18 protein-coding genes and 1 pseudogene are annotated in these 18599 nt (G+C 72.9%); 12 read left to right on the top strand and 7 right to left on the bottom strand.

Features of this window, described 5'->3' with window-relative positions:
- The first annotated feature begins 54 nt into the window (after positions 1-54).
- Together ACFQW6_RS18545 and ACFQW6_RS18540 are read left to right on the top strand one after the other, a co-directional pair.
- Positions 55-2970, top strand: a complete 2916-nt coding sequence (locus tag ACFQW6_RS18545; RefSeq protein ID WP_378548811.1) for a glycosyltransferase — start codon at positions 55-57, stop codon at positions 2968-2970.
- Positions 2963-4360, top strand: coding sequence for a DUF5719 family protein (locus ACFQW6_RS18540; protein ID WP_378548808.1), 1398 nt, complete (start codon positions 2963-2965; stop codon positions 4358-4360). The genes ACFQW6_RS18545 and ACFQW6_RS18540 overlap by 8 nt, the downstream gene beginning before the upstream one ends.
- Positions 4361-4376: 16 nt before the next feature.
- Here ACFQW6_RS18540 and ACFQW6_RS18535 read toward each other — a convergent pair whose 3' ends face one another.
- A complete protein-coding gene (locus tag ACFQW6_RS18535) occupies positions 4377-4841 on the bottom strand; it encodes a metallopeptidase family protein (protein WP_378548805.1) in 465 nt (154 codons plus the stop codon).
- Positions 4842-4890: 49 nt separating this feature from the next.
- Here ACFQW6_RS18535 and ACFQW6_RS18530 point away from each other — a divergent pair, with 49 nt between their 5' ends.
- From ACFQW6_RS18530 to ACFQW6_RS18515, 4 genes are all read left to right on the top strand, one after another.
- Positions 4891-5253 carry a DUF3499 domain-containing protein gene (locus ACFQW6_RS18530; protein WP_378548802.1) on the top strand — a complete coding sequence of 121 codons (363 nt, stop codon included), beginning with the start codon at positions 4891-4893 and terminating at the stop codon, positions 5251-5253.
- Between the two features lie 30 nt (positions 5254-5283).
- Positions 5284-5457 (top strand): Trm112 family protein, encoded by a 174-nt coding sequence (locus ACFQW6_RS18525; RefSeq protein ID WP_378548799.1) that lies wholly within the window; start codon positions 5284-5286, stop codon positions 5455-5457.
- Between the two features lie 17 nt (positions 5458-5474).
- Positions 5475-6506 carry an SIS domain-containing protein gene (locus tag ACFQW6_RS18520; RefSeq protein WP_378548795.1) on the top strand — a complete coding sequence of 344 codons (1032 nt, stop codon included), beginning with the start codon at positions 5475-5477 and terminating at the stop codon, positions 6504-6506.
- An 86-nt stretch (positions 6507-6592) separates the two neighbouring features.
- Positions 6593-7192 carry a hypothetical protein gene (locus ACFQW6_RS18515; RefSeq protein WP_378548792.1) on the top strand — a complete coding sequence of 200 codons (600 nt, stop codon included), beginning with the start codon at positions 6593-6595 and terminating at the stop codon, positions 7190-7192.
- Positions 7193-7267: 75 nt separating this feature from the next.
- Here ACFQW6_RS18515 and ACFQW6_RS18510 read toward each other — a convergent pair whose 3' ends face one another.
- From ACFQW6_RS18510 to ACFQW6_RS18485, 6 genes and pseudogenes are all read right to left on the bottom strand, one after another.
- On the bottom strand, positions 7268-7771 hold the full coding sequence (locus ACFQW6_RS18510) for a GNAT family N-acetyltransferase (RefSeq protein WP_378548789.1): 504 nt from the start codon (positions 7769-7771) through the stop codon (positions 7268-7270).
- Positions 7772-7780: 9 nt separating this feature from the next.
- Complete coding sequence (locus ACFQW6_RS18505; protein WP_378548786.1) at positions 7781-8149, bottom strand: nuclear transport factor 2 family protein; 369 nt, start codon at positions 8147-8149, stop codon at positions 7781-7783.
- A 33-nt stretch (positions 8150-8182) separates the two neighbouring features.
- The gene (locus ACFQW6_RS18500; RefSeq protein ID WP_378548783.1) at positions 8183-8536 is read right to left on the bottom strand and encodes an HIT domain-containing protein; all 354 of its coding nucleotides are present in this window, start codon (positions 8534-8536) and stop codon (positions 8183-8185) included.
- Between the two features lie 109 nt (positions 8537-8645).
- Positions 8646-10100 (bottom strand): DUF222 domain-containing protein, encoded by a 1455-nt coding sequence (locus ACFQW6_RS18495; protein WP_378548780.1) that lies wholly within the window; start codon positions 10098-10100, stop codon positions 8646-8648.
- Positions 10101-10346: 246 nt separating this feature from the next.
- Positions 10347-10751: pseudogene (locus ACFQW6_RS18490) on the bottom strand (cysteine hydrolase family protein); the annotation flags it as partial.
- Positions 10702-11049 carry a hypothetical protein gene (locus ACFQW6_RS18485; RefSeq protein ID WP_378548777.1) on the bottom strand — a complete coding sequence of 116 codons (348 nt, stop codon included), beginning with the start codon at positions 11047-11049 and terminating at the stop codon, positions 10702-10704. The gene ACFQW6_RS18485 and the pseudogene ACFQW6_RS18490, both read right to left, overlap by 50 nt.
- Before the next feature lie 22 nt (positions 11050-11071).
- Between ACFQW6_RS18485 and ACFQW6_RS18480 the strand changes: the two genes are divergently transcribed.
- The 6 genes from ACFQW6_RS18480 (at position 11072) to ACFQW6_RS18455 (ending at position 18552) form a co-directional block, all read left to right on the top strand.
- Positions 11072-11584: a GNAT family N-acetyltransferase gene (locus tag ACFQW6_RS18480; protein ID WP_378548774.1), complete on the top strand. Its 513-nt coding sequence runs from the start codon at positions 11072-11074 to the stop codon at positions 11582-11584.
- A 109-nt stretch (positions 11585-11693) separates the two neighbouring features.
- Positions 11694-12857: a DUF808 domain-containing protein gene (locus ACFQW6_RS18475; RefSeq protein WP_378548771.1), complete on the top strand. Its 1164-nt coding sequence runs from the start codon at positions 11694-11696 to the stop codon at positions 12855-12857.
- 92 nt (positions 12858-12949) lie between these two features.
- Positions 12950-14416, top strand: coding sequence for an adenosylhomocysteinase (gene ahcY / locus ACFQW6_RS18470; protein WP_378548768.1), 1467 nt, complete (start codon positions 12950-12952; stop codon positions 14414-14416).
- Positions 14417-14471: 55 nt separating this feature from the next.
- Entirely contained in the window at positions 14472-15170 is a 699-nt protein-coding gene (mtrA, locus tag ACFQW6_RS18465) for an MtrAB system response regulator MtrA (RefSeq protein WP_378548765.1), read from the top strand.
- 14 nt (positions 15171-15184) lie between these two features.
- Positions 15185-16780 (top strand): MtrAB system histidine kinase MtrB, encoded by a 1596-nt coding sequence (gene mtrB / locus ACFQW6_RS18460; protein WP_378549193.1) that lies wholly within the window; start codon positions 15185-15187, stop codon positions 16778-16780.
- Positions 16777-18552 carry an LpqB family beta-propeller domain-containing protein gene (locus ACFQW6_RS18455; protein ID WP_378548762.1) on the top strand — a complete coding sequence of 592 codons (1776 nt, stop codon included), beginning with the start codon at positions 16777-16779 and terminating at the stop codon, positions 18550-18552. The genes mtrB and ACFQW6_RS18455 overlap by 4 nt, the downstream gene beginning before the upstream one ends.
- Positions 18553-18599 lie beyond the last annotated feature (47 nt).

Raw genomic sequence — 18599 nt, 5'->3', positions numbered from 1 at the left:
CAGCAGCACTCCGGCGGTTTCATGGAGCGCGGAGGCCCTCGCTAGGGTGCTCCGGTGACCGTCACAGCGCTTCTCGTCAGTCATGACGGGGCGCGATGGCTCCCAGCAGTCCTGACCGGTCTGAGCGGGCAGACCCTCCCGGTGGACCGCGTGGTGACCGTCGACACCACGAGCCGCGACGACAGCGTCACGCTCGTCCGCGAGGCGCTCGGCGAGCACGTCGTGCTCGACGTCGTTCCCGGCTCGACCAGCTATCCCGCCGCGGTGCGCCACGGCCTGGACCTGGCGCCGGCGGCCGGTGACGACGAGTGGATCTGGCTGCTCCACGACGACAGCAACCCCGCCCCGACGGCCCTCGCCGAGCTCCTCGACGCAGCCCTGGAGCACCCCTCGGTCGCGATCCTCGGCCCCAAGCTGCGCGAGTGGCCCTCGCTGCGCCGCCTCCTCGAGGTCGGCCTGACCATCACCGGGACCGGACACCGGGAGACCGGCCTGGAGCGGGGCGAGTACGACCAGGGCCAGCACGACGCCGTGCGCGAGGTGCTCGCGGTCAACACCGCCGGGATGCTGGTGCGCCGCTCCGTGCTGGAGTCGCTCGGCGGGCTCGACGAGGACCTGCCGATCTTCGGCAACGACATCGACTTCGGTTGGCGTGCCGCGCTGGCCGGGCACCGGACGCTCGTCGTCCCGCAGGCCGTGGTCTTCCACGCCGAGGCCGCGCACCGCGGCATCCGGCGTACGCCGCTCACCGGACGGCACACCCACTACCAGGAGCGGCGCGCCGCCCTGCTCACGTCGCTGGCCAACGTCTCCTCGCGCGGGTTCGCCTGGCAGTACGTCCGGCTCTTCCTCGGCTCGCTGCTTCGCGTCCTCGGCTTCCTCGTCGTGAGGTCGGTGGGGGAGGCGCTCGACGAGCTCGCCGCCGCGCTGTCCGTGCACGGGCGGCCCCGTCAGGTGCTGGCCGCGCGCCGCGAGCGGGCCCAGCTGCGCCAGGGCGACCCCGCCGACGTACGCCGTCTGCTCGCCCCGGCCTGGCTGCCCTACCGCCACGGCCTCGACTTCGTCACCGACCTCGCCTCGGCCGCCACCAGCCAGGCCGCCGACGTCGCCGAGCGGCGCCGCCTCGCGAGGACCGCGGACGCGCCGGGCACCGGGCCGGGCGTGCGCGACGCGCGACGCGGGTCCGGGACGCCGGAGGACGACGACGAGGACGCCTACCTCACCGACTCCGGCTTCGTGGCCCGCCTGCTCACCAACCCGGTCGCCGTGGTGCTGGCGCTCTTCGGCGTCCTGTCGCTGCTCGCCGCCCGCGAGGCCTTCGGCTCCATCACCGGCGGCGCGCTGTCCCCGGTGCCGGACGCCGCGGCGGACTGGTGGCGCCTGCACGTCTCGAGCTGGCACCCGCTCGGCACCGGCACCGACGTGCCGGCCCCCGCGTACGTGCTGCCGTTCGCGTTCGCCGCGACCCTCCTGCTCGGCCACACCGGAGCCGTCGTGTCCGGCCTCATGCTGCTCGCCGTCCCGGTGGCCGCGTGGGGCGCGTGGCGGCTGCTCAAGGTCGTCGGACGGCTCGTCGACCCGCTGGGGCTGCCGCGCTGGCTGGTGGTGTGGGGTGCCCTGACCTACGCCCTCGTCCCGGTGACCTCCGGCGCCTGGGCGGAGGGACGCTTCGGCACGGTGGCCGTCGCCGCCCTGCTGCCGTGGACCGCGCACGCCGCCCTGGGCTTCGTCGACCCGGACCGCGACCGGCGGTGGCGCGCGGCCTGGCGCACGGCCCTGCTCCTCGCCCTCGGTGCGGCGTTCGTGCCCGGGCTCTGGCTCTTCGCGCTGCTGGCCACGGCCGTGGTCCTGGGTGCCGCGGCGGTGATCGCCCCGCGACTGCTGCGCGAGCGCGACAGCTGGGGCCCGCCGGTGGTCGCCGTCGCCGCGACGCCCGTGCTCCTCGCGCCCTGGCTGCTGCCGCTGCTCACCACCGGCTCGGCGTCCGGCCTGCTGCTGGAGGCCGGGCGCCTCACCGTCGACCAGGTGACCTTCGGCGGCCTGGTGACCGGCCGGCTCAACGACCTCGGAGCACCGATGTGGTTCGGCGTGGTGCTCGGCCTGCTCGCCCTCGTCGCCCTCATCCCGCGTCGTACGCGCGTGCCGGTGCTCATCTGCTGGCTCGTGGCGCTGGCGGCGGCCGTCGTGTCCGGCCTGCTCTCGCACGTGACGCTCGACCTGCCGTCGGTGACCACCCGGCCCAGCCTGGGGCTGTTCGTGGTCATCCTGCAGGGCACGTCGGTCGTGGCGGTCGTGCTGGGTGCCGACGCCTACCTGCGGCGGCTCGCCGACCATCACCCGTGGTGGCAGCGGGTCGTGGCCACGGCCCTCGCCGTGGCCGCGGCGGCCGTGCCCCTCGGGGGTCTCGTCTGGTGGTTGACCGCCGATGGCGGGGACGACCTGCTCGCGCGCGACGCCGAGCAGTCGGTCCCGGTCTACATGAGGCAGAGCTCGCTGCTCGGCCAGGAGCACGGCGTGCTCGTCATCGGGGGGTCCGTCGACGAGGGCGTCACCTACCGCATCCGTCGCGACGACGGTACGACGGTGGGCGAGGACGAGATCCTCACCCTGGCCGACGAGGACGCCGGTCTGACCAGCGACGTGCGCGACCTGGTGTCGGCCCCCACGCCAGCGGTCGTGGCGGACCTGGGCGCCCGCGGAGTGGAGTACGTCGTCCTCAGCTCGCCCGCCGACGGGCGCATCTCGTCGCTGCTCGACGCGACCGCCGGGCTCGAGCAGGCCAGCGCCGAGGACCGCACGACCCGCGCCTGGCGCGTCGACCGGCCGCTCGACCCGGCGTCGCTCGACGGCCCCAGCCCGTGGTGGCGCACGGCGCTGCTGGTCGTGCAGGGGCTGGCGATCGTGCTCGTGCTGGTGCTCGCCGCACCCACCGTCCGGCAGCGGCGCCGGGAGGGGGACCGCGATGACTGAGCCGAGCACCTCCGCTCCGGGAGGCGGCCGGCGGCGGGCTGCCGAGACCGCGCGCACCCGGCCCTCGCCGGTGACGATCCTCGCCGTGCTGATCCCCCTGCTGACCGTGGCCGCCCTCGCCCTGGTCCGACCGGCCGAGGAGGCGCCGTCGTCCCACGCCCCCGCGGAGGCTCCGCTCGACCGCGTCACCGCCGTCTGTCCCGCCCGCCTGCCCGGCGCCGACGAGATCCGGATCGGCACCACGACGCTGGGCTCGGGTGACCTGGCGCTGCGCGTCGGACGCCAGGACGACACCCAGACCCTGTCCGGCGGAGTCGCGTCGCGCACCGAGCGGCAGTACGTCGTCATCAACGGCAGCGGCGAGCTCGCGCCCGGCCTCGTCGCGTCGCGCTCCGGCGGCGGATCGGCGACCGGGTGCGACCAGCCCGCTCCCGAGCGCTGGTTCACCGGCGCCGGCGCGTCCGCCGAGCACACCTCGACGCTCACCCTCATCAACCCCGACCGGGGGCCGGCGGTCGCCGACGTCACCGTCTGGGACGGCAGCGGGCTCGTCGACGTCCCCGGGCTCCGCGGCGTGCGGGTGCCCGGCGGCCGCTCGACCTCCTTCGACCTCTCCGAGGTCGTGCCCAACAGGGACGCCCTGGCGCTGCGGGTCAGCGTCTCGCGCGGCCGGCTCGCCTCCAGCGTGGTCGACGTGGTCGACCCGGTCGGACGCGACCGCCCGGTGCGCGAGTGGCTCCCCGCCCAGGCCGCGCCCGCCTCGACGTCGTACGTCGCCGGCATCGGCACGGGCGCCGCCGACCGGACCCTCACCCTGGCCAACCCCGGCGACAGCGAGGTGCGGGTCACCCTCGAGCTGGTCAGCGAGGACAGCGAGTTCGCCCCGTCCGGCCTCGAGGAGGTCACCCTCGACCCGGCGTCGGTCAACGAGGTCGACCTCAGCGGCGTGCTGCGCGGCCGCGGCCTCGCGGGCGTCCAGGCGCTCCGGCTGGAGGCCACCGGCCCGGTCACCGCGTCGCTGCGCACCCGCACCCCGACCGACCTCGCGCTGACGTCGGCCGGGTCGACGATCGAGGGCGCCGCCGCCGTCGCCCTGCCGGCCGGGGCCAAGCGCATCGTGGTGACGGGCGCGACCGCTCCCGGTGTGGTGACGCTGCAGGCCTGGGACGAGGACGGCGACGCCGTGGTCCGCGAGCGCCGGGTCGAGGTCGACCCGGCGACGGCGGCGCGCATCCGGGTGCCCGACGACGCGGTGCTCGCCCAGGTGCTGGTCGAGCGCACCGGCGCGGTGGTGTCGGTCGAGGTCAGCGACCGGGGACTGTCCGTCCTGCCCCTGTCGCAGCTCGGCACCACCAGCGAGGTCGCGGACGTGCGCCCGGCCCAGCGCTAGGCGCGACCCGGCAGCATCAGTCGGCGTACCTCTCGTCGACCTGGCCAGGCGTGAGGTTGAGCAGCTCGGCCAGCTGCTCCACGACGACGGTGTGCACCAGCGCCTCGAGCTCGTCGCGCGACGTCGAGCGGTGCTCGATGGGGCGGCGGAAGATCACCAGCCGGGTCGGTTCCTGGCCCTTGCCGCGCACCAGCGACGACAGCGGGACGGTCTCGTCGCCCCAGTCGTCGGGCAGCATCGGCGCGTCCTCGACGGCGTACTCCACCAGGCCGAGGTGGCGGTGCCACCGCTCGTCCAGCGGGGTCACCACGTCGAGCACGAGCTGGTCGAACCGCTGGCGCGCCGTCCGCAGCGCCGTGGTGCCCGGACGGGCGGGCACCACCCCGGGGCCGCGCATGCCGCGGCCCCGCCGGTCCCGGGTCCGGCGTCGTGCCTCGCCGGCCGGCTCGCTGCCCGTGTCGCTGCCCACCCCGATGTCCACGCCGCGAGCCTAAGCGCCGCGCGTGCGTGTGCCGGGTAGCGTCGGCGCCGTGAGCCTTGCCCGTCGTTGTTCGCGGACGGCGTGTGGCCGTCCCGCGGTCAACACGCTGACCTACGTCTACGCCGACCAGACCGCTGTCCTGGGTCCGTTGGCGACGTACGCCGAGCCGCACGCCTACGACCTCTGCGAGGTGCACAGCGAGCGGCTGTCGGCCCCCCGCGGCTGGGAGGTGCTCCGGCTGGCGCCCGACCCGACGGCCCAGGGCCCGAGCAGCGACGACCTGCTGGCGCTTGCCGACGCGGTCCGGGAGGCGGCCCGACCGGCTCCGGCGCCGGTCCCGCTGCACTCCACCGACGACGCGACCCGCGGCGCCAAGCGCGGTCACCTGCGCGTGCTCACGCCCACTGACTGACCCGCGGCCGCACCCCCTAGGATCATCGGCGTGAACATCGACCAGCAGCTGCTGAGCATCATCGTCTGCCCGGCCTGCCACGGCGAGCTGTCTCCCGCGTCCGACGGCGTCGAGGAGCTCGTGTGCCAGGGCTGCGGCAACGCCTACCCGGTCCGCGACGACATCCCGGTGCTGCTGGTCGACGAGGCCCGCAAGCCCGCCTGAACACCGAGGAGCTGGCCGTGGCGACCTGGTTCGACGAGGCTCGGCTGGACGACGCCGGGGTGCTGGAGACGGTCGACCTCCGGCTGCGCACGCTCGCCGAGAGCGGTGCCCGGGTGCGCCGCGAGGCCCACGAGGCAGCGGCGGCGACCGCAGAGGCCATCGCTCGCGGTCGCGACGAGGCCCGCCCCCGCGCGGTGATCGCGGCGGGGCCCGACTCGCGGCTGCTCCGGGCGGTGCTCGAGCCGTGGTGCCCGGTGCCGTTCGTGGCGTGGCCCAACCCGGGGCTCCCCGGGTGGGCTGGGTCGATCGACCTCGTCGTCATGCTGGCGCCCGAGGGCAACGACCACGGGTCGGCGTCGGCCGTCGCCGAGGCCGTACGCCGGGGGGCTCAGGTCGTGGTCGCGTGTCCCGAGCGCTCGCTCGTGGGCGAGCACGCCGCCGGGCGGCACGTGACGGTGCTGCCGACCGTGACGGGCGACCAGCTCGCGACCGCCGTCGTCGTCCTCGACTACCTCGCCCACGTCCACCTCGGTCCGCGTGCCGACGCCGAGTCGGTGGCCGAGTCCCTCGACCGGGTCGCCGAGAGCTGCTCGCCGCACCGCGACCTCGCGGTCAATCCCGCGAAGATGCTGGCGATCGCGATGGCCGACACCAACCCGCTCGTCTGGGGCGGCTCCGTCCTCGCGGCCCGGGCGGCCCGGCGGCTGACCGAGTCGCTGCGTCGCACCAGCGGCCGATCGGCCATCGCCGGCGATGCCGAGCACCTGCTCCCCGTCATCGAGGCCACCAGGCCGCACGACCTGTTCGCCGACCCGTTCGCCGACGAGCCCGGCGACCTGCGTCCGCTGCTGCTCATCCTCGACGACGGGTCCGACGACCCGGTCGTGCGCGTGCAGACCGGCGAGCTCAAGGCCGCGGCCGCGCGTCACGGCGTACGGGTCGAGGTGCTCGAGACCGACGCCGGCGACGAGGTCGCGCGCTACGCGTCGCTGCTGCTCACCGGCAACTACGCCGCGGAGTACCTCCGCGTCGGCCTGGTCGACGACTGACCCGGGCTCTCACGTCGCGGGAGGTTTGAGCCTCTCGGTGCCGGGCAGGACTGGGCAGTCAGCATCCACGTCATACAGGAGCATCCATGCGTCGCACCTCCCTGTCCATCGCCGCCGGCATCACCGCGGTCCTGCTCGTCTCCGGCACCCCGGCCGCCCAGGCGGCCGTGTCCGCGAAGGACCTTCCGAAGAAGGGTGACATCGTCACGGCGTTCCCGGAGATGGCGGACGCCGAGTTCACCTCCTTCACCTCGAAGCAGAGCTCGGTGCCGGGCGCGACCTGCGACACGGCGGAGATCGTGAAGGTCAAGCGCCTCGCCAGCATCCGCGGCGTCTCGTCCGCCGGGGCGTCCTACGTGCAGTCCACGGTCGTCCAGCACTCGTCGGCGGCCAAGGTCAAGACGTACCTCAAGTCGTACAAGAAGTACGCCGAGGACTGCGCCACCTTCACCGAGCCCACCTCGGGCGGCACGGTCACGACCACGCTGGTCAAGGCACCCAGGCTCGGCCAGTCGACGGTGATGCTGCAGCAGGAGACCGCCGTCGCGGGCGTCGTCTCCTACTCGAGCACCGTGTTCATCGGCGACGGCAAGCGCGCCGCGGCCGTCGTGGCCATCGACGACGCGGCCATCCCCGCGTCCGCCATCAAGAAGCTCGCGAAGGTCGCCGCCAAGAAGATGAAGTGACGCCTCGCCCGAGGTGACCTCACGGAGCCCCGGAGCCGACCTCACCACGCGGATCGGCCCGGGGCTCCGGTGTGGTCAGGGTCGGACCAGCCGCATCCCGAAGACCAGCGCGTCGGCGCCGTGGACGTGGGCCGTCCGCTCGACCTCCATCCCCAGACGGCGCGCAACCCGCTGCGAGGGCGCGTTGTCCGGCCGCACGAGGGCGACGAGGTGGTCGACCCCGTGGGCAGCAGCCCAGTCGCAGACGGACAGCGCCGCCTCCGTGGCGTACCCATGGCCGCGCATCGCGGGGAGGAGGTGGTAGCCGATCTCGACGTGGGGCGTGCCCTCGACGTCCTGCACGGTGAGGCCGCAGTCCCCGACGAACGTGCCGTCGTGGGACTCCGCGACCCACAGCCCGAACCCGTGGTCGGCGTGGTTGCGCTCCTGCCACTTGATCCAGCGCACGCCGTCGTCCCGGGTGCTGGGAGGGCGTTCGCCACGCATGGGGTCGAACGCGACGAGGAGCGCGGTGACGTCGTCGAGGTCCGCCATCCGCATGCGGCGGAATCGCAGGCGCTCGGTCGGCTCGGGAAGCACCGGGTCAGGTTACGGTCGCGTGCCCTCCGGTGGCTGCTGGTCGACGTCGGCCCAGACCTCGACGAGCTCGACCAGGAGGCCGTCGCGCACGGTCGCGAAGCTCGCCACGGCGAACTCGAGCTCCTCGCCCCTGCCGCCCCTACCGGTCACCCGCGCCCGCAGCACCCCACGGTCGCCCTCGGCGACGAGGTCCTCGACGTGCATCCGCTCGAAGCCGGGGTAGTCGGCGTTGAACCGCACCCACTTCTCCCGGTCGAAGACCTCGCCGGTGTGCACCAGCCGGCACGTGAAGTCGCGGTGCAGCACGCCGGGCAGCGCCTCCCAGTCGTGGGCGTCGATGAGCTCGGCCAGGCCGGTGATCAGTGCTCGCGCGTCCATCCCCCGAGTGTGCCCGTCGGTCCCGACATCGGCTCAGACGCGGAGCTGCGCGCCCGAGTGCACGTGGACGTGGAGGTGCTTGGAGTCCTGGTAGGCGCCGAGGTTCGTCAGGACGGCGGCTGCGCCGTGCTCGTCCTCGACCTCCCGCGCGAGCCGTCGGACGACCGCGAGGAGTGCCCGGACGTCCGCCTCGTCGGTCGCCCCGATCGTCGTGAACGAGGCGATGTGCCGCTTCGGCACCGCGACGAGGTGGACCTGCCAGAAGGGCCGTGTGTGGTGGTAGGCGAGCACCAGGTCGTCCTCGTGGACGACCTCCAACGGGACGGCTCGCGGGATGGCCACGTCGCAGTAGAAGTCGTCGCCGTCGTAGATCGGCTCGGAGCGCATGGCGATCACCATGGCAGAACCCGGGGTGGACGTGTGGAGCCGTGATCGTCCGACTCCGGGACGCGCCTGCAGCCCCGCTACTCGGTGGGTGGCGGGGTGCGGGGCGAGGTCATGGTCGGCGCGGGCGCGGGCGCGGGCGCGGGTGCGGGACGTCGGGCGGGTCGGGCGTCTCGGCCTCGTTGCTCGCGGTGGTGCCGTGGCGGTCGCGTCGGTAGTGGTGGCCGTGGGGTGAGGTCCACTCGAAGACTCCGGCCTCGGTCATGCGGTAGTGCCAGGCGGTGTGGGTCTTGAGGCGGTGGTGGAAGCGGCACAATGCCGCGAGGTTGTCGGTCGTCGTCGGGCCGGGTTGTGGTCGACCCTCGGCGTCGGCGGCGTGGTCGTACTCGGTGACGTGGTCAACGTCGCAGCGCCGGGCCGGTCGGGTGCACCACGGGAAGACGCACGTCGTGTCGCGGAGGATGACTTGCTCGCGGATCCGGTCGGGCACCTCGTACGCCGGCGTGGAGAGGTCGGCGTTGAGGTCGATCACCGGCTTCACGGTGACCTTCGTGCGGGAGTCAGCGCTCCAGTCCTTGACCTGGTCGAGGAGGAGCAGGCGCTGGCCCTCTTCCATCCGGCCGGTGGGCGCGAAGACGGTGTCCAGCCCGGCGAGGGCGGCGTCGAAGTGGGCGTGGAGCACGACCTCCCGAGCTGCGGGAAGCGTGGGCTGAGCGTCCGGATCGTCCTGGTTGCCGTCGTCGCTGACGAGGCGTTGGGTTGGGAGGTCGAGGGCGGTCTGGGTGCGGGCGAGATCGCCGAGGGCCTTCGCGCGCCGCACGGCGAGCGATTCGGTGGAGCCGAGTGCGGCCTGGGTTGCGGCCCCGTGAGTCACGGCGCGGTCGACGTCGAGGGCGTCGGCGAGGTCGAGCTCGGCCTCCATCCGCATCGTGCCGGCGAAGTGGACCTCGGTGGTGTCGATGCTCACGTGGCGCGGGTCGACGTGGAGGTAGCCGTCCTCCGGGTCCGCGGCCGGATCGAACCCGGCGAGGTCGTAGCGCTTGATGGTCTCGGCGACGAGCCGGTCCAGCTGCGCCGCACCGATCCGACCGGCGACGGCGGCGACCTGCGCGTCGACGAACGCCGCGGCTTCGCGAGTGAGTGCCGGTGTCGAGTGGATGGTGGCTTCGGCGACCGCGCGGGCCCGCCAGGCCGGGATCCGCCCGGCCTGGACCTGCGCCCAAAGGCGCGCGAGGCGGTGCCGGAGCTCGAGGGCGTGGCCGACGAGCTTCTTCGCCGCGGTCGTCGATATCCCGAGGACGGTGCCGAGCTCGGCGAGACAGAACTCCGCGACCAGTGGGGCGCCCTCACCCGCGATGGGCTCCTCGTGCTCGCAGCCCGGCACGGTGAAGGCAGCCGCGTCGTGGATCGACTCCGGCGGGTGCAGGTCGGCCCACCGAGCGGCGAGGACCAGCACGTCGGCCGCTGCTCGGTCCTCAGCGGCGCGGCGCTCGCGGATCGAGGCGAGCAGGTCGGAGGCGGTGAGGTCGTCGACCTCACGTGCTCCGGGTCCCAGTATCTCGATCATGTGTTCGATCCTAGAGGCGAGCACCGACAGTCACCCTTGAGTTGGCCTGACTCTGGACGGTTGCTGGCCGGCTCTTTCTCGCAGGGTTTCGTGACGGGACTTTCGTCCCTCCTCAAGCAGCGAGGGTGGACTGGTTTCGTGACGGGACTTCGTCTTTCCTCAACCAGCAAGGGTCGACTGATTTCGGGACTTCGTCCCTCCTCAACCACCGGAGCAGCGGGCTTCGTGACGGGACTCCGTCCCGCCTCAACCGACCGAGGGCCCGGCGAGCAGGTCGAGCACCTCGGCGGTGGGCCGTACGTCGCCGTAGGAGCGGTGGACGACGTGGAGGGTGGCGTTGTGGTCCTGGTCGCGCACCGCCGCGCACGCGTCGGCGACGAGGACGACGCGGAGGCCGGCGGCGCTGGCGTCGCGCACGGTGTCCTCGACGCAGACGTTGGTGACGGTGCCCGTGACCACGAGCGTGTCGACGTCGCGAGCCGCGAGGAGGGCGGGAAGGTCGGAGGAACCGGGGGAGTACGCACTCCGCGCGGTCTTCTCGACGACCAGGTCGTCCGGGGCGACGGCGAGCGAGGGGTCCACGCGCGACCTCGGAGGACCGTCACCGCCGGACCGGGCGTAGAGCTCGGGCCACCTCGTCGCCGAAGAACTCGCGGTCCTTGGCGCTCGGCGGCGCGTAGCCGGGGACCACCCACGCGACCACCCCGCCCGCCGAGCGGAGAGCGGAGGCGAGCCGCTCGACGCGCGGCACGATCCCGCGGACGTACGCCGACTCGCGGACGAAGAAGGGCACCAGGTCGACCACGACGAGCGCGGTACGTCGCGGGTCGAGGTGCTCGAAGGCGTGCCGCCGGCCGCGCCGGGCCTCGTGCCGGGCGTACTCCCGCTCCTCGACGAGCCAGGCGTGGTCGGCCGTGTCCGGCGGGTGCGAGGGCGACGGGGTCGACATCCGGCGAGGTTACTGTCCCTGCATGGCCACCGAAGACGTGCTGCGCCGGATGCGCGCCGAGGACGTCCCGGCCGTGATGGAGGTCCAGGAGCCCACGTCGGTCGCCGGGCTGTCGGCGGTGTTCCCGCAGGACGCCCATCCCTTCCCGCGCGAGGTGCTGGCCGGGCGGTGGCGCGAGGAGATCGACGACCCGGCGATCGAGTGCCTCGTGATCGAGCGCGCGGGTGCCGTCGCCGGCTTCGCGGCCCTGGCCGGCGACGAGGTGAAGCGCTTCGGCGTCGCCCTCGACGAGTGGGGGAGCGGCCTGGCGTCAGCCGCCCACGACGAGCTGCTCGCGCGGATGGCGGCGGCCGGCGTCGAGCGACCGTGGCTCCGTTGCTACGCGGCCAACCCCCGTGGGCGGGCCTTCTGGGAGAAGCACGGATGGGTCGCCACCGGTGAGCGGAGCCGCGGCCCGATGCCGCCGTACGCCGAGCTGCTGACCTACGTCCACGACCCTGCCTCGTCCGGGACCGACCCCGTCGCGGAGGCGTGAGCCGGTGCCTTCGGCGCGCACGGTCGGCGGGTCACGACGGCGTGCGCCGCGCCGATAGGCTGGAGCCCACCGGACGCACCACCCGACCCACTGACCCGAAGGATCGCCCATGGCCGGCGGACTGTTCGCCCTCCTCGACGACGTCGCCGCGCTCGCGCGCATCGCAGCAGCCAGCGTGGACGACGTCGGCGCTGCCGCGGGTCGGGCCAGCGCCAAGGCCGCCGGCGTCGTGGTGGACGACACCGCCGTGACCCCGCAGTACCTCCACGGGTCGGCCGCGGAGCGCGAGCTGCCGATCATCAAGAAGATCGCCATCGGCTCGCTGCGCAACAAGCTGCTCTTCATCCTCCCTGCAGCGGTGCTGCTCGGGCAGTTCCTCCCGTGGCTGCTGCCGGTGATCCTGATCTTCGGTGGTGGATTCCTCGCCTACGAGGGCGCCCACAAGGTGCACGAGCGGCTCACCGGGCACTCCACCGAGGCCGAGGAGGACGTGTCGGGGGCGGGGGAGTTCACCCCGGAGCACGAGAAGCGCACCATCGCCAACGCCGTGCGCACCGACTTCATCCTCAGCGCCGAGATCATGGTGATCGCGCTCAAGGAGGTCGTCAGCTCCGACCCCGACGCGAGCATCTGGATGCGCGCCATCGTGCTCGGCGTCGTGGCGGTGCTGATCACCGTGCTGGTCTACGGCGTCGTCGCGCTGATCGTGAAGATGGACGACGTCGGGCTCGCCCTGTCCCTGCGCGACTCCCGGGCCTCGAAGCGGATCGGCCTCGGGATGGTCGCCTTCATGCCGAGGCTGCTCGCCGGCATCTCCTTCATCGGCACGCTGGCCATGCTCTGGGTCGGTGGACACATCTTCCTGGTCAGCCTCTACGAGATCGGCGCTCACGACGGCCTGCTCGAGGGCACGGCGCTCGGCGACGCCCTCCACGCGCCGTACGACCTCCTGCACCACTGGGAGGAGGACGTGCACCACGCGATCGGCGGGGCGCTGGGCAGCCTCGTCGGCTGGCTGCTCAACACCCTTGTCTCCGCCCTCGTCGGCCTCGTCGTCGGGTTCGTCGTGCTGTACGCCCTGCGCGCCTTCGGCATCGGCGGCCACGGCGACGAGCACGGCGACGAGCACGGGACCGAGCACGGCAGCACGCACGGCGGTGGGGACGTCACCGAGCACGCCGGGGGCCACGTCCCGACGGGCTCGGATGGACGCGGCGGCGCGACCGGATCGACCCCCAGCGACCCGCCCCCCGAGGATTCTCCGAATCGCTGAGGGCGGTCCTACCCTCTTCTGGTCCGCGCGGGAGATCCCGAGGATGCACAGATGTGCGGCGCAGACGGCTCCACCACACCAGGAGACAACCGATGGACTTCAAGGTCGCCGACCTCAACCTCGCCGCCTACGGCCGCAAGGAGATCGAGCTCGCCGAGCACGAGATGCCGGGCCTGATGGCCATGCGCGAGCGCTACGGCAAGGAGCAGCCCCTCAAGGGTGCGCGCATCGCCGGCTCGCTGCACATGACCATCCAGACCGCCGTGCTGATCGAGACCCTCGCGGCCCTCGGCGCGGACATCCGCTGGGCCACCTGCAACATCTTCTCCACCCAGGACCACGCCGCCGCGGCGGTCGTCGTCGGCCACCCGTCGAAGGGGGGCACCCCCGAGGACCCGAAGGGCGTCCCGGTCTTCGCGTGGAAGGGTGAGAGCCTCGCCGAGTACTGGGACGAGGCGGAGAAGGTCTTCGACTTCCCGGGCGAGAACGGCGAGCCGGGCGGCCCCAACATGCTGCTCGACGACGGCGGCGACATCACGATGCTGCTGCACCTCGGTGTCGAGTACGAGAAGGCGGGCGCCGTCCCGTCGCAGGACTCCACCGACAACGAGGAGTTCAAGGAGGTGCTGCGCGTGCTGGCCCGCTCGCTCGAGGCCGACCCGCAGCGCTGGACCAAGCGCGCCCCCATGGTCAAGGGAGTCTCCGAGGAGACCACGACCGGCGTGCTGCGGCTCTACGAGCGCTTCAAGGAGGGCACGCTCCTCTTCCCGGCGATCAACGTGAACGACTCGGTCACCAAGTCCAAGTTCGACAACAAGTACGGCTGCCGCCACTCGCTCGTCGACGGCATCAACCGCGCCACCGACGTGATGATCGGCGGCAAGGTCGCCGTCGTCTGCGGCTACGGCGACGTCGGCAAGGGCTCCGCGGAGTCGCTGCGCGGCCAGGGTGCTCGCGTCATCGTCACCGAGATCGACCCCATCTGCGCGCTGCAGGCCGCGATGGACGGCTACGAGGTCAAGCGCCTCGACTCGGTCGTCGAGACCGCCGACATCTTCATCACCACGACCGGCAACTTCGACATCATCACCGTCGAGCACTTCCACAAGATGAAGCACCAGGCGATCGTCGGCAACATCGGTCACTTCGACAACGAGATCAACATGGCGGGTCTCGCCAGGATCCCCGGCATCGTCAAGGACGAGATCAAGCCGCAGGTCCACCAGTGGATCTTCCCGAGCGAGGACGGCACGCCCGGCAAGAAGATCATCGTGCTGTCGGAGGGCCGCCTGCTCAACCTCGGCAACGCCACCGGACACCCGTCGTTCGTCATGTCGAACTCCTTCACCAACCAGGTGCTGGCCCAGATCGACCTGTTCACCAAGGCCGACTCGTACGAGCTGGGCGTGCACGTGCTGCCGAAGCACCTCGACGAGGAGGTCGCCCGGCTGCACCTCGACGCCCTCGGCGTCGAGCTGACCGAGCTCTCCAAGGAGCAGGCCGCCTACCTCGGCGTCCCGGTCGAGGGTCCGTACAAGCCGGAGCACTACCGCTACTGAGCGAGAACACGCGTTCGGCCGAGGTCGGTCGTGGTGCCCCAATAGACTGGGCGCCATGACCGACTTCGCCGAGCCAGCGCGCGGCAGCGTGCTCGTCGTCGACGACGACCCCTCCTTGGCGGAGATGCTGTCCATCGTCCTGCGCCAGGAGGGTTTCGACAGCCGCATCGTCGGGCGCGGTGACGTGGCCCTCGACGCGTTCCGCGACTACCAGCCGGACCTAGTGCTGCTCGACCTGATGCTCCCCGGCAAGGACGGCATCGACGTCTGCAAGGAGATCCGCGCCGAGTCCGGCGTGCCGATCGTGATGCTCACCGCGAAGGGCGACACCATCGACGTCGTCGTCGGCCTCGAGTCCGGTGCCGACGACTACATCGTCAAGCCGTTCAAGCCCAAGGAGCTCATCGCGCGCGTCCGTGCGCGGGTGCGCCGCCACGACGTCACCCCAGGCGAGGGGCTGACCATCGGTGACGTGTCCATCGACGTGGCAGGCCACTCGGTGACCCGGGCGGGCGAGTCGATCAACCTCACCCCGCTCGAGTTCGACCTGCTCGTGTGCCTCGCGCGCAAGCCGTGGCAGGTCTTCACGCGTGAGGTGCTGCTCGAGCAGGTCTGGGGCTACCGCCACAGTGCCGACACCCGTCTGGTCAACGTGCACGTCCAGCGCCTGCGCTCCAAGGTCGAGCACGACCCGGAGAACCCGGAGGTCGTCGTGACCGTCCGCGGCGTGGGCTACAAGGCCGGCAAGTCCTAGGAGCACCGGTGAGCATGCGTGACCGGCTCCCACCGGTGCTGAGGCACGGGCCCGCCTTCTGGCGGCGCTCGGTGCAGGCGCGCGTCGTGGTCAGCACGGTCCTGCTCTCGGCGGCGGTCGTCGGCATCGTCGGCTGGTTCCTCATGCAGCAGACCCGTGACGGGCTGCTCGACCACCGGGTCGAGGCCGTCGTGCAGGAGGCGGAGGGCGAGACGGAGGCGGCCCGTGCGGCGCTGGCCGCCACGCCCGGCATCGACGCCGACGAGTCGGCCCAGCAACAGGCGCTCGTCGAGCCGATCCAGGCGCGCGGGACCACGCGCGGCTTCGCCGTGGTGCTGTCCCCGCCGATCGACGAGGGAGTCCGGCTGGCCGACGGTGGCGCGAAGTTCACCGAGGGCCTCGACCTGGCCAGCGTGCCGGAGTCCCTCGAGGCCCGCTTCGACTCGCTCTCCCCGACGGCATGGACCTACACCGACATCCGCACCACGCGGCCGATCCAGGGCCTCCCCGACGGCCCCGGCATCGTGGTCGGCAGCCAGATCCGGCTCCCGGCCGACGACAACACCTACACGCTCTACTACCTCTACCCGCTGGCCGAGCAGGAGGAGACCCTCGCGCTCGTCTCGCGGGCGATGCTCGTCGCCGGCGTTCCGCTGCTGCTGCTCGTCGCGTTGCTGACGTGGCTGGTGACCCGGCAGGTGGTGACCCCGATCCGGATGGCTCGCCGGGTCGCCGAGCGGCTGGCGGCCGGCCAGCTCCAGGAGCGCCTGCGCGTCACCGGCGAGGACGACCTGGCGCGGCTGGCGACGTCGTTCAACCAGATGGCCTCCAACCTCCAGAAGCAGATCCGCCAGCTCGAGGAGCTCAGCCGGCTCCAGCGCCGCTTCGTCTCCGACGTCTCCCACGAGCTGCGCACGCCCATCACCACCGTGCGGATGGCCAGTGACGTCATCCACGACGCCAAGCCGTTCCTCGACCCGGTCACCGGTCGCGCGGCGGAGCTGCTCCAGAAGGAGCTCGACCGCTTCGAGACGCTCCTGGCCGACCTGCTCGAGATCAGCCGCTTCGACGCCGGGGCAGCGGTGCTCGAGACCGAGGACGTCGACCTCGTCGACGTCGCCCGCCGCGTCGTCGACATGACCTCGGTGCTCGCCGCGCAGCGCGACACCCGGGTGGTGCTGCACGACCCCGGCACGCCCTGCGTCGCGGAGGCCGACGTACGCCGGGTGGAGCGGGTCGTGCGCAACCTCGTCACCAACGCCATCGACCACGCCGAGTGCAACGACGTCGAGATCTTCGTCGGTGCGGACCTCCAGTCCGCCGCCATCGCGGTCCGCGACCACGGCGTCGGCCTCGGACCGGGGGAGTCCGCGATGGTCTTCAATAGGTTCTGGCGGGCCGACCCGGCGCGGGCCCGCACCAGCGGCGGCACCGGGCTCGGTCTGTCGATCTCGCTCGAGGACACCCACCTGCACGGAGGATGGCTCCAGGCGTGGGGTCGTCCCGGGGAGGGCGCCCAGTTCCGGCTGACGCTGCCCCGCCGGCTGGGCATGCAGCTGCGCCACTCGCCGCTGCCGCTGGTCCCCGTCGACGCCCGGGAGACGGCATGAGGGGCAGCACGAGGAGCCGTCGCGCCGGCCGGGTGGCGCGGGTCGCGCGCGTGCTCGGCCTGGTGACCGCCGCCGCACTGCTGGCGGGCTGCGCGCGGATGCCCACCTCCGGTCCGGTCGTCGAGTCCGAGGGGACCAGCGGCTCCCAGGACGTTCCCGGCATCTCCTTCGATCCCCGACCGCCGCAGGCCGGGCAGGCGACCGCGGAGGTCGTCGAGGGCTTCTTCGAGGCGATGAAGGCCACCCCGGTCAGCGTCAGCGTGGCCCGCCAGTTCCTCTCCCGGGACGCGGCGGAGGCGTGGGTGCCCGAGCAGGAGATCATCACCTACGCCGAGCTGGGCGACCCGACGGCCGGCACCTCCGTGCGGGTCCCGCTGACCGACGTGAACACCTACGACGCGCGCGGTGCCTGGCAGCGGACCCACGGTGGCGCCACCCTCTCCCTCGGCCTGGTCAAGGAGGACGGCGAGTGGCGCATCGACGAGGTGCCCGACGCCCTCATCGTGCCGGAGACGTGGTTCGACGACTGGTACGAGCGGGCCTCGCTCTACTACTTCGACCCCACGACCGAGATCATGGTCCCCGAGCCGGTGTTCGTGCCCCGCGGTGACCAGTTCGCGTCGTCCCTGGTGCGCGGGCTGCTGACCCGGTCCTCCTCGGACCTGCAGGACGTCACCCGCAGCTACTTCCCGCCGGGCACCACGCACGGCCTCTCGGTGCCGATCACCTCCGGCATCGCGCAGGTCTCGCTGTCCGGCGACCCCGACGCCGTGGACGAGCTGACCGCCCAGCGGATGCTGGCCCAGCTCGTCTGGACGCTCCGGCAGGAGCCGCGCATCGGTGCCGTCCAGCTCAGCATCGGTGGTCGGACGATCGTCGGGCCCAGCGGCTCGCCCCAGGTCAGCCTGCAGTTCGGCAGCGGCTACGACCCCAACGGCGTGCCCGCCACCACGGACCTGTTCGCGCTCGACCAGGGAAGGGTCGTCACCGGACCGATGGGCGAGCTCGCCCCCACCCTCGGCCCGCTCGGGCAGGAGGAGTCCGGCTACGACCTGCGCTCGATCGGCGTCAGCCTCTCCGGCGTCCGGCTGGCGGGCGTCACCGCCACGGGGTCGGACCTGGTGGTGGCACCGACCGAGGCGCCCACCGGGGAGGTGGCGACCGTCGTCGTCGGGGCCGTCGACCTCGCCGCACCGCACTGGGACTACCGCGACCGCATCTGGGTGCTCGACCGCAACGACGGACGTGCGCGGGTGTTCCAGGTCGTCGGCGGGGAGACTGGGGAGGTGGTCGTGCCGGGGCTCACCGGGCGCCGACTCACGGAGCTGATCGTCTCGCGTGACGGGACCCGGCTGGTGGCCGTCGTGCGGACCGGCAAGGCGGACCGCGTCGTCTCCGTACGGGTCCGGCACGACGCCGCCGGGGCCGTGGTCGGCTTCACCCGGCCGCAGGTGCTGCCGGAGCCCGCCGAGGGCAACGCGCGGATCCGGGACATCGCCTGGCGCTCGCCCACGACCGTGTCGGTGCTGAGGGACATCATCACCGAGGGTCTCTCGCAGGTGCGCACGGTCTCCGTCGACGGCGCCCCGGGCGAGATCTCGACCGGCGGCACGACGACCCTCCGCGGACGCATCCGCACCTTGGTGTCCAGTCCGGTCGACCTGGTCGAGGCCTACGCCGTGGCGGGGCGCTCCGTGTTCGCCCTGACCCGGCCTGAGCGCTCGGTCCCCGACCTGCCGCCCGGCCTCACGTCGCTCACCTACGTCGGCTGATCCACAGGCGCCGCGCCCGCGGTTGCCGTCGTACGACCCGTGCTGCT

The organism is Nocardioides sp. GCM10028917, from assembly GCF_042666175.1.
GTDB lineage: Bacteria > Actinomycetota > Actinomycetes > Propionibacteriales > Nocardioidaceae > Nocardioides.
This window is presented reverse-complemented; position numbering and strand designations above follow the sequence as displayed.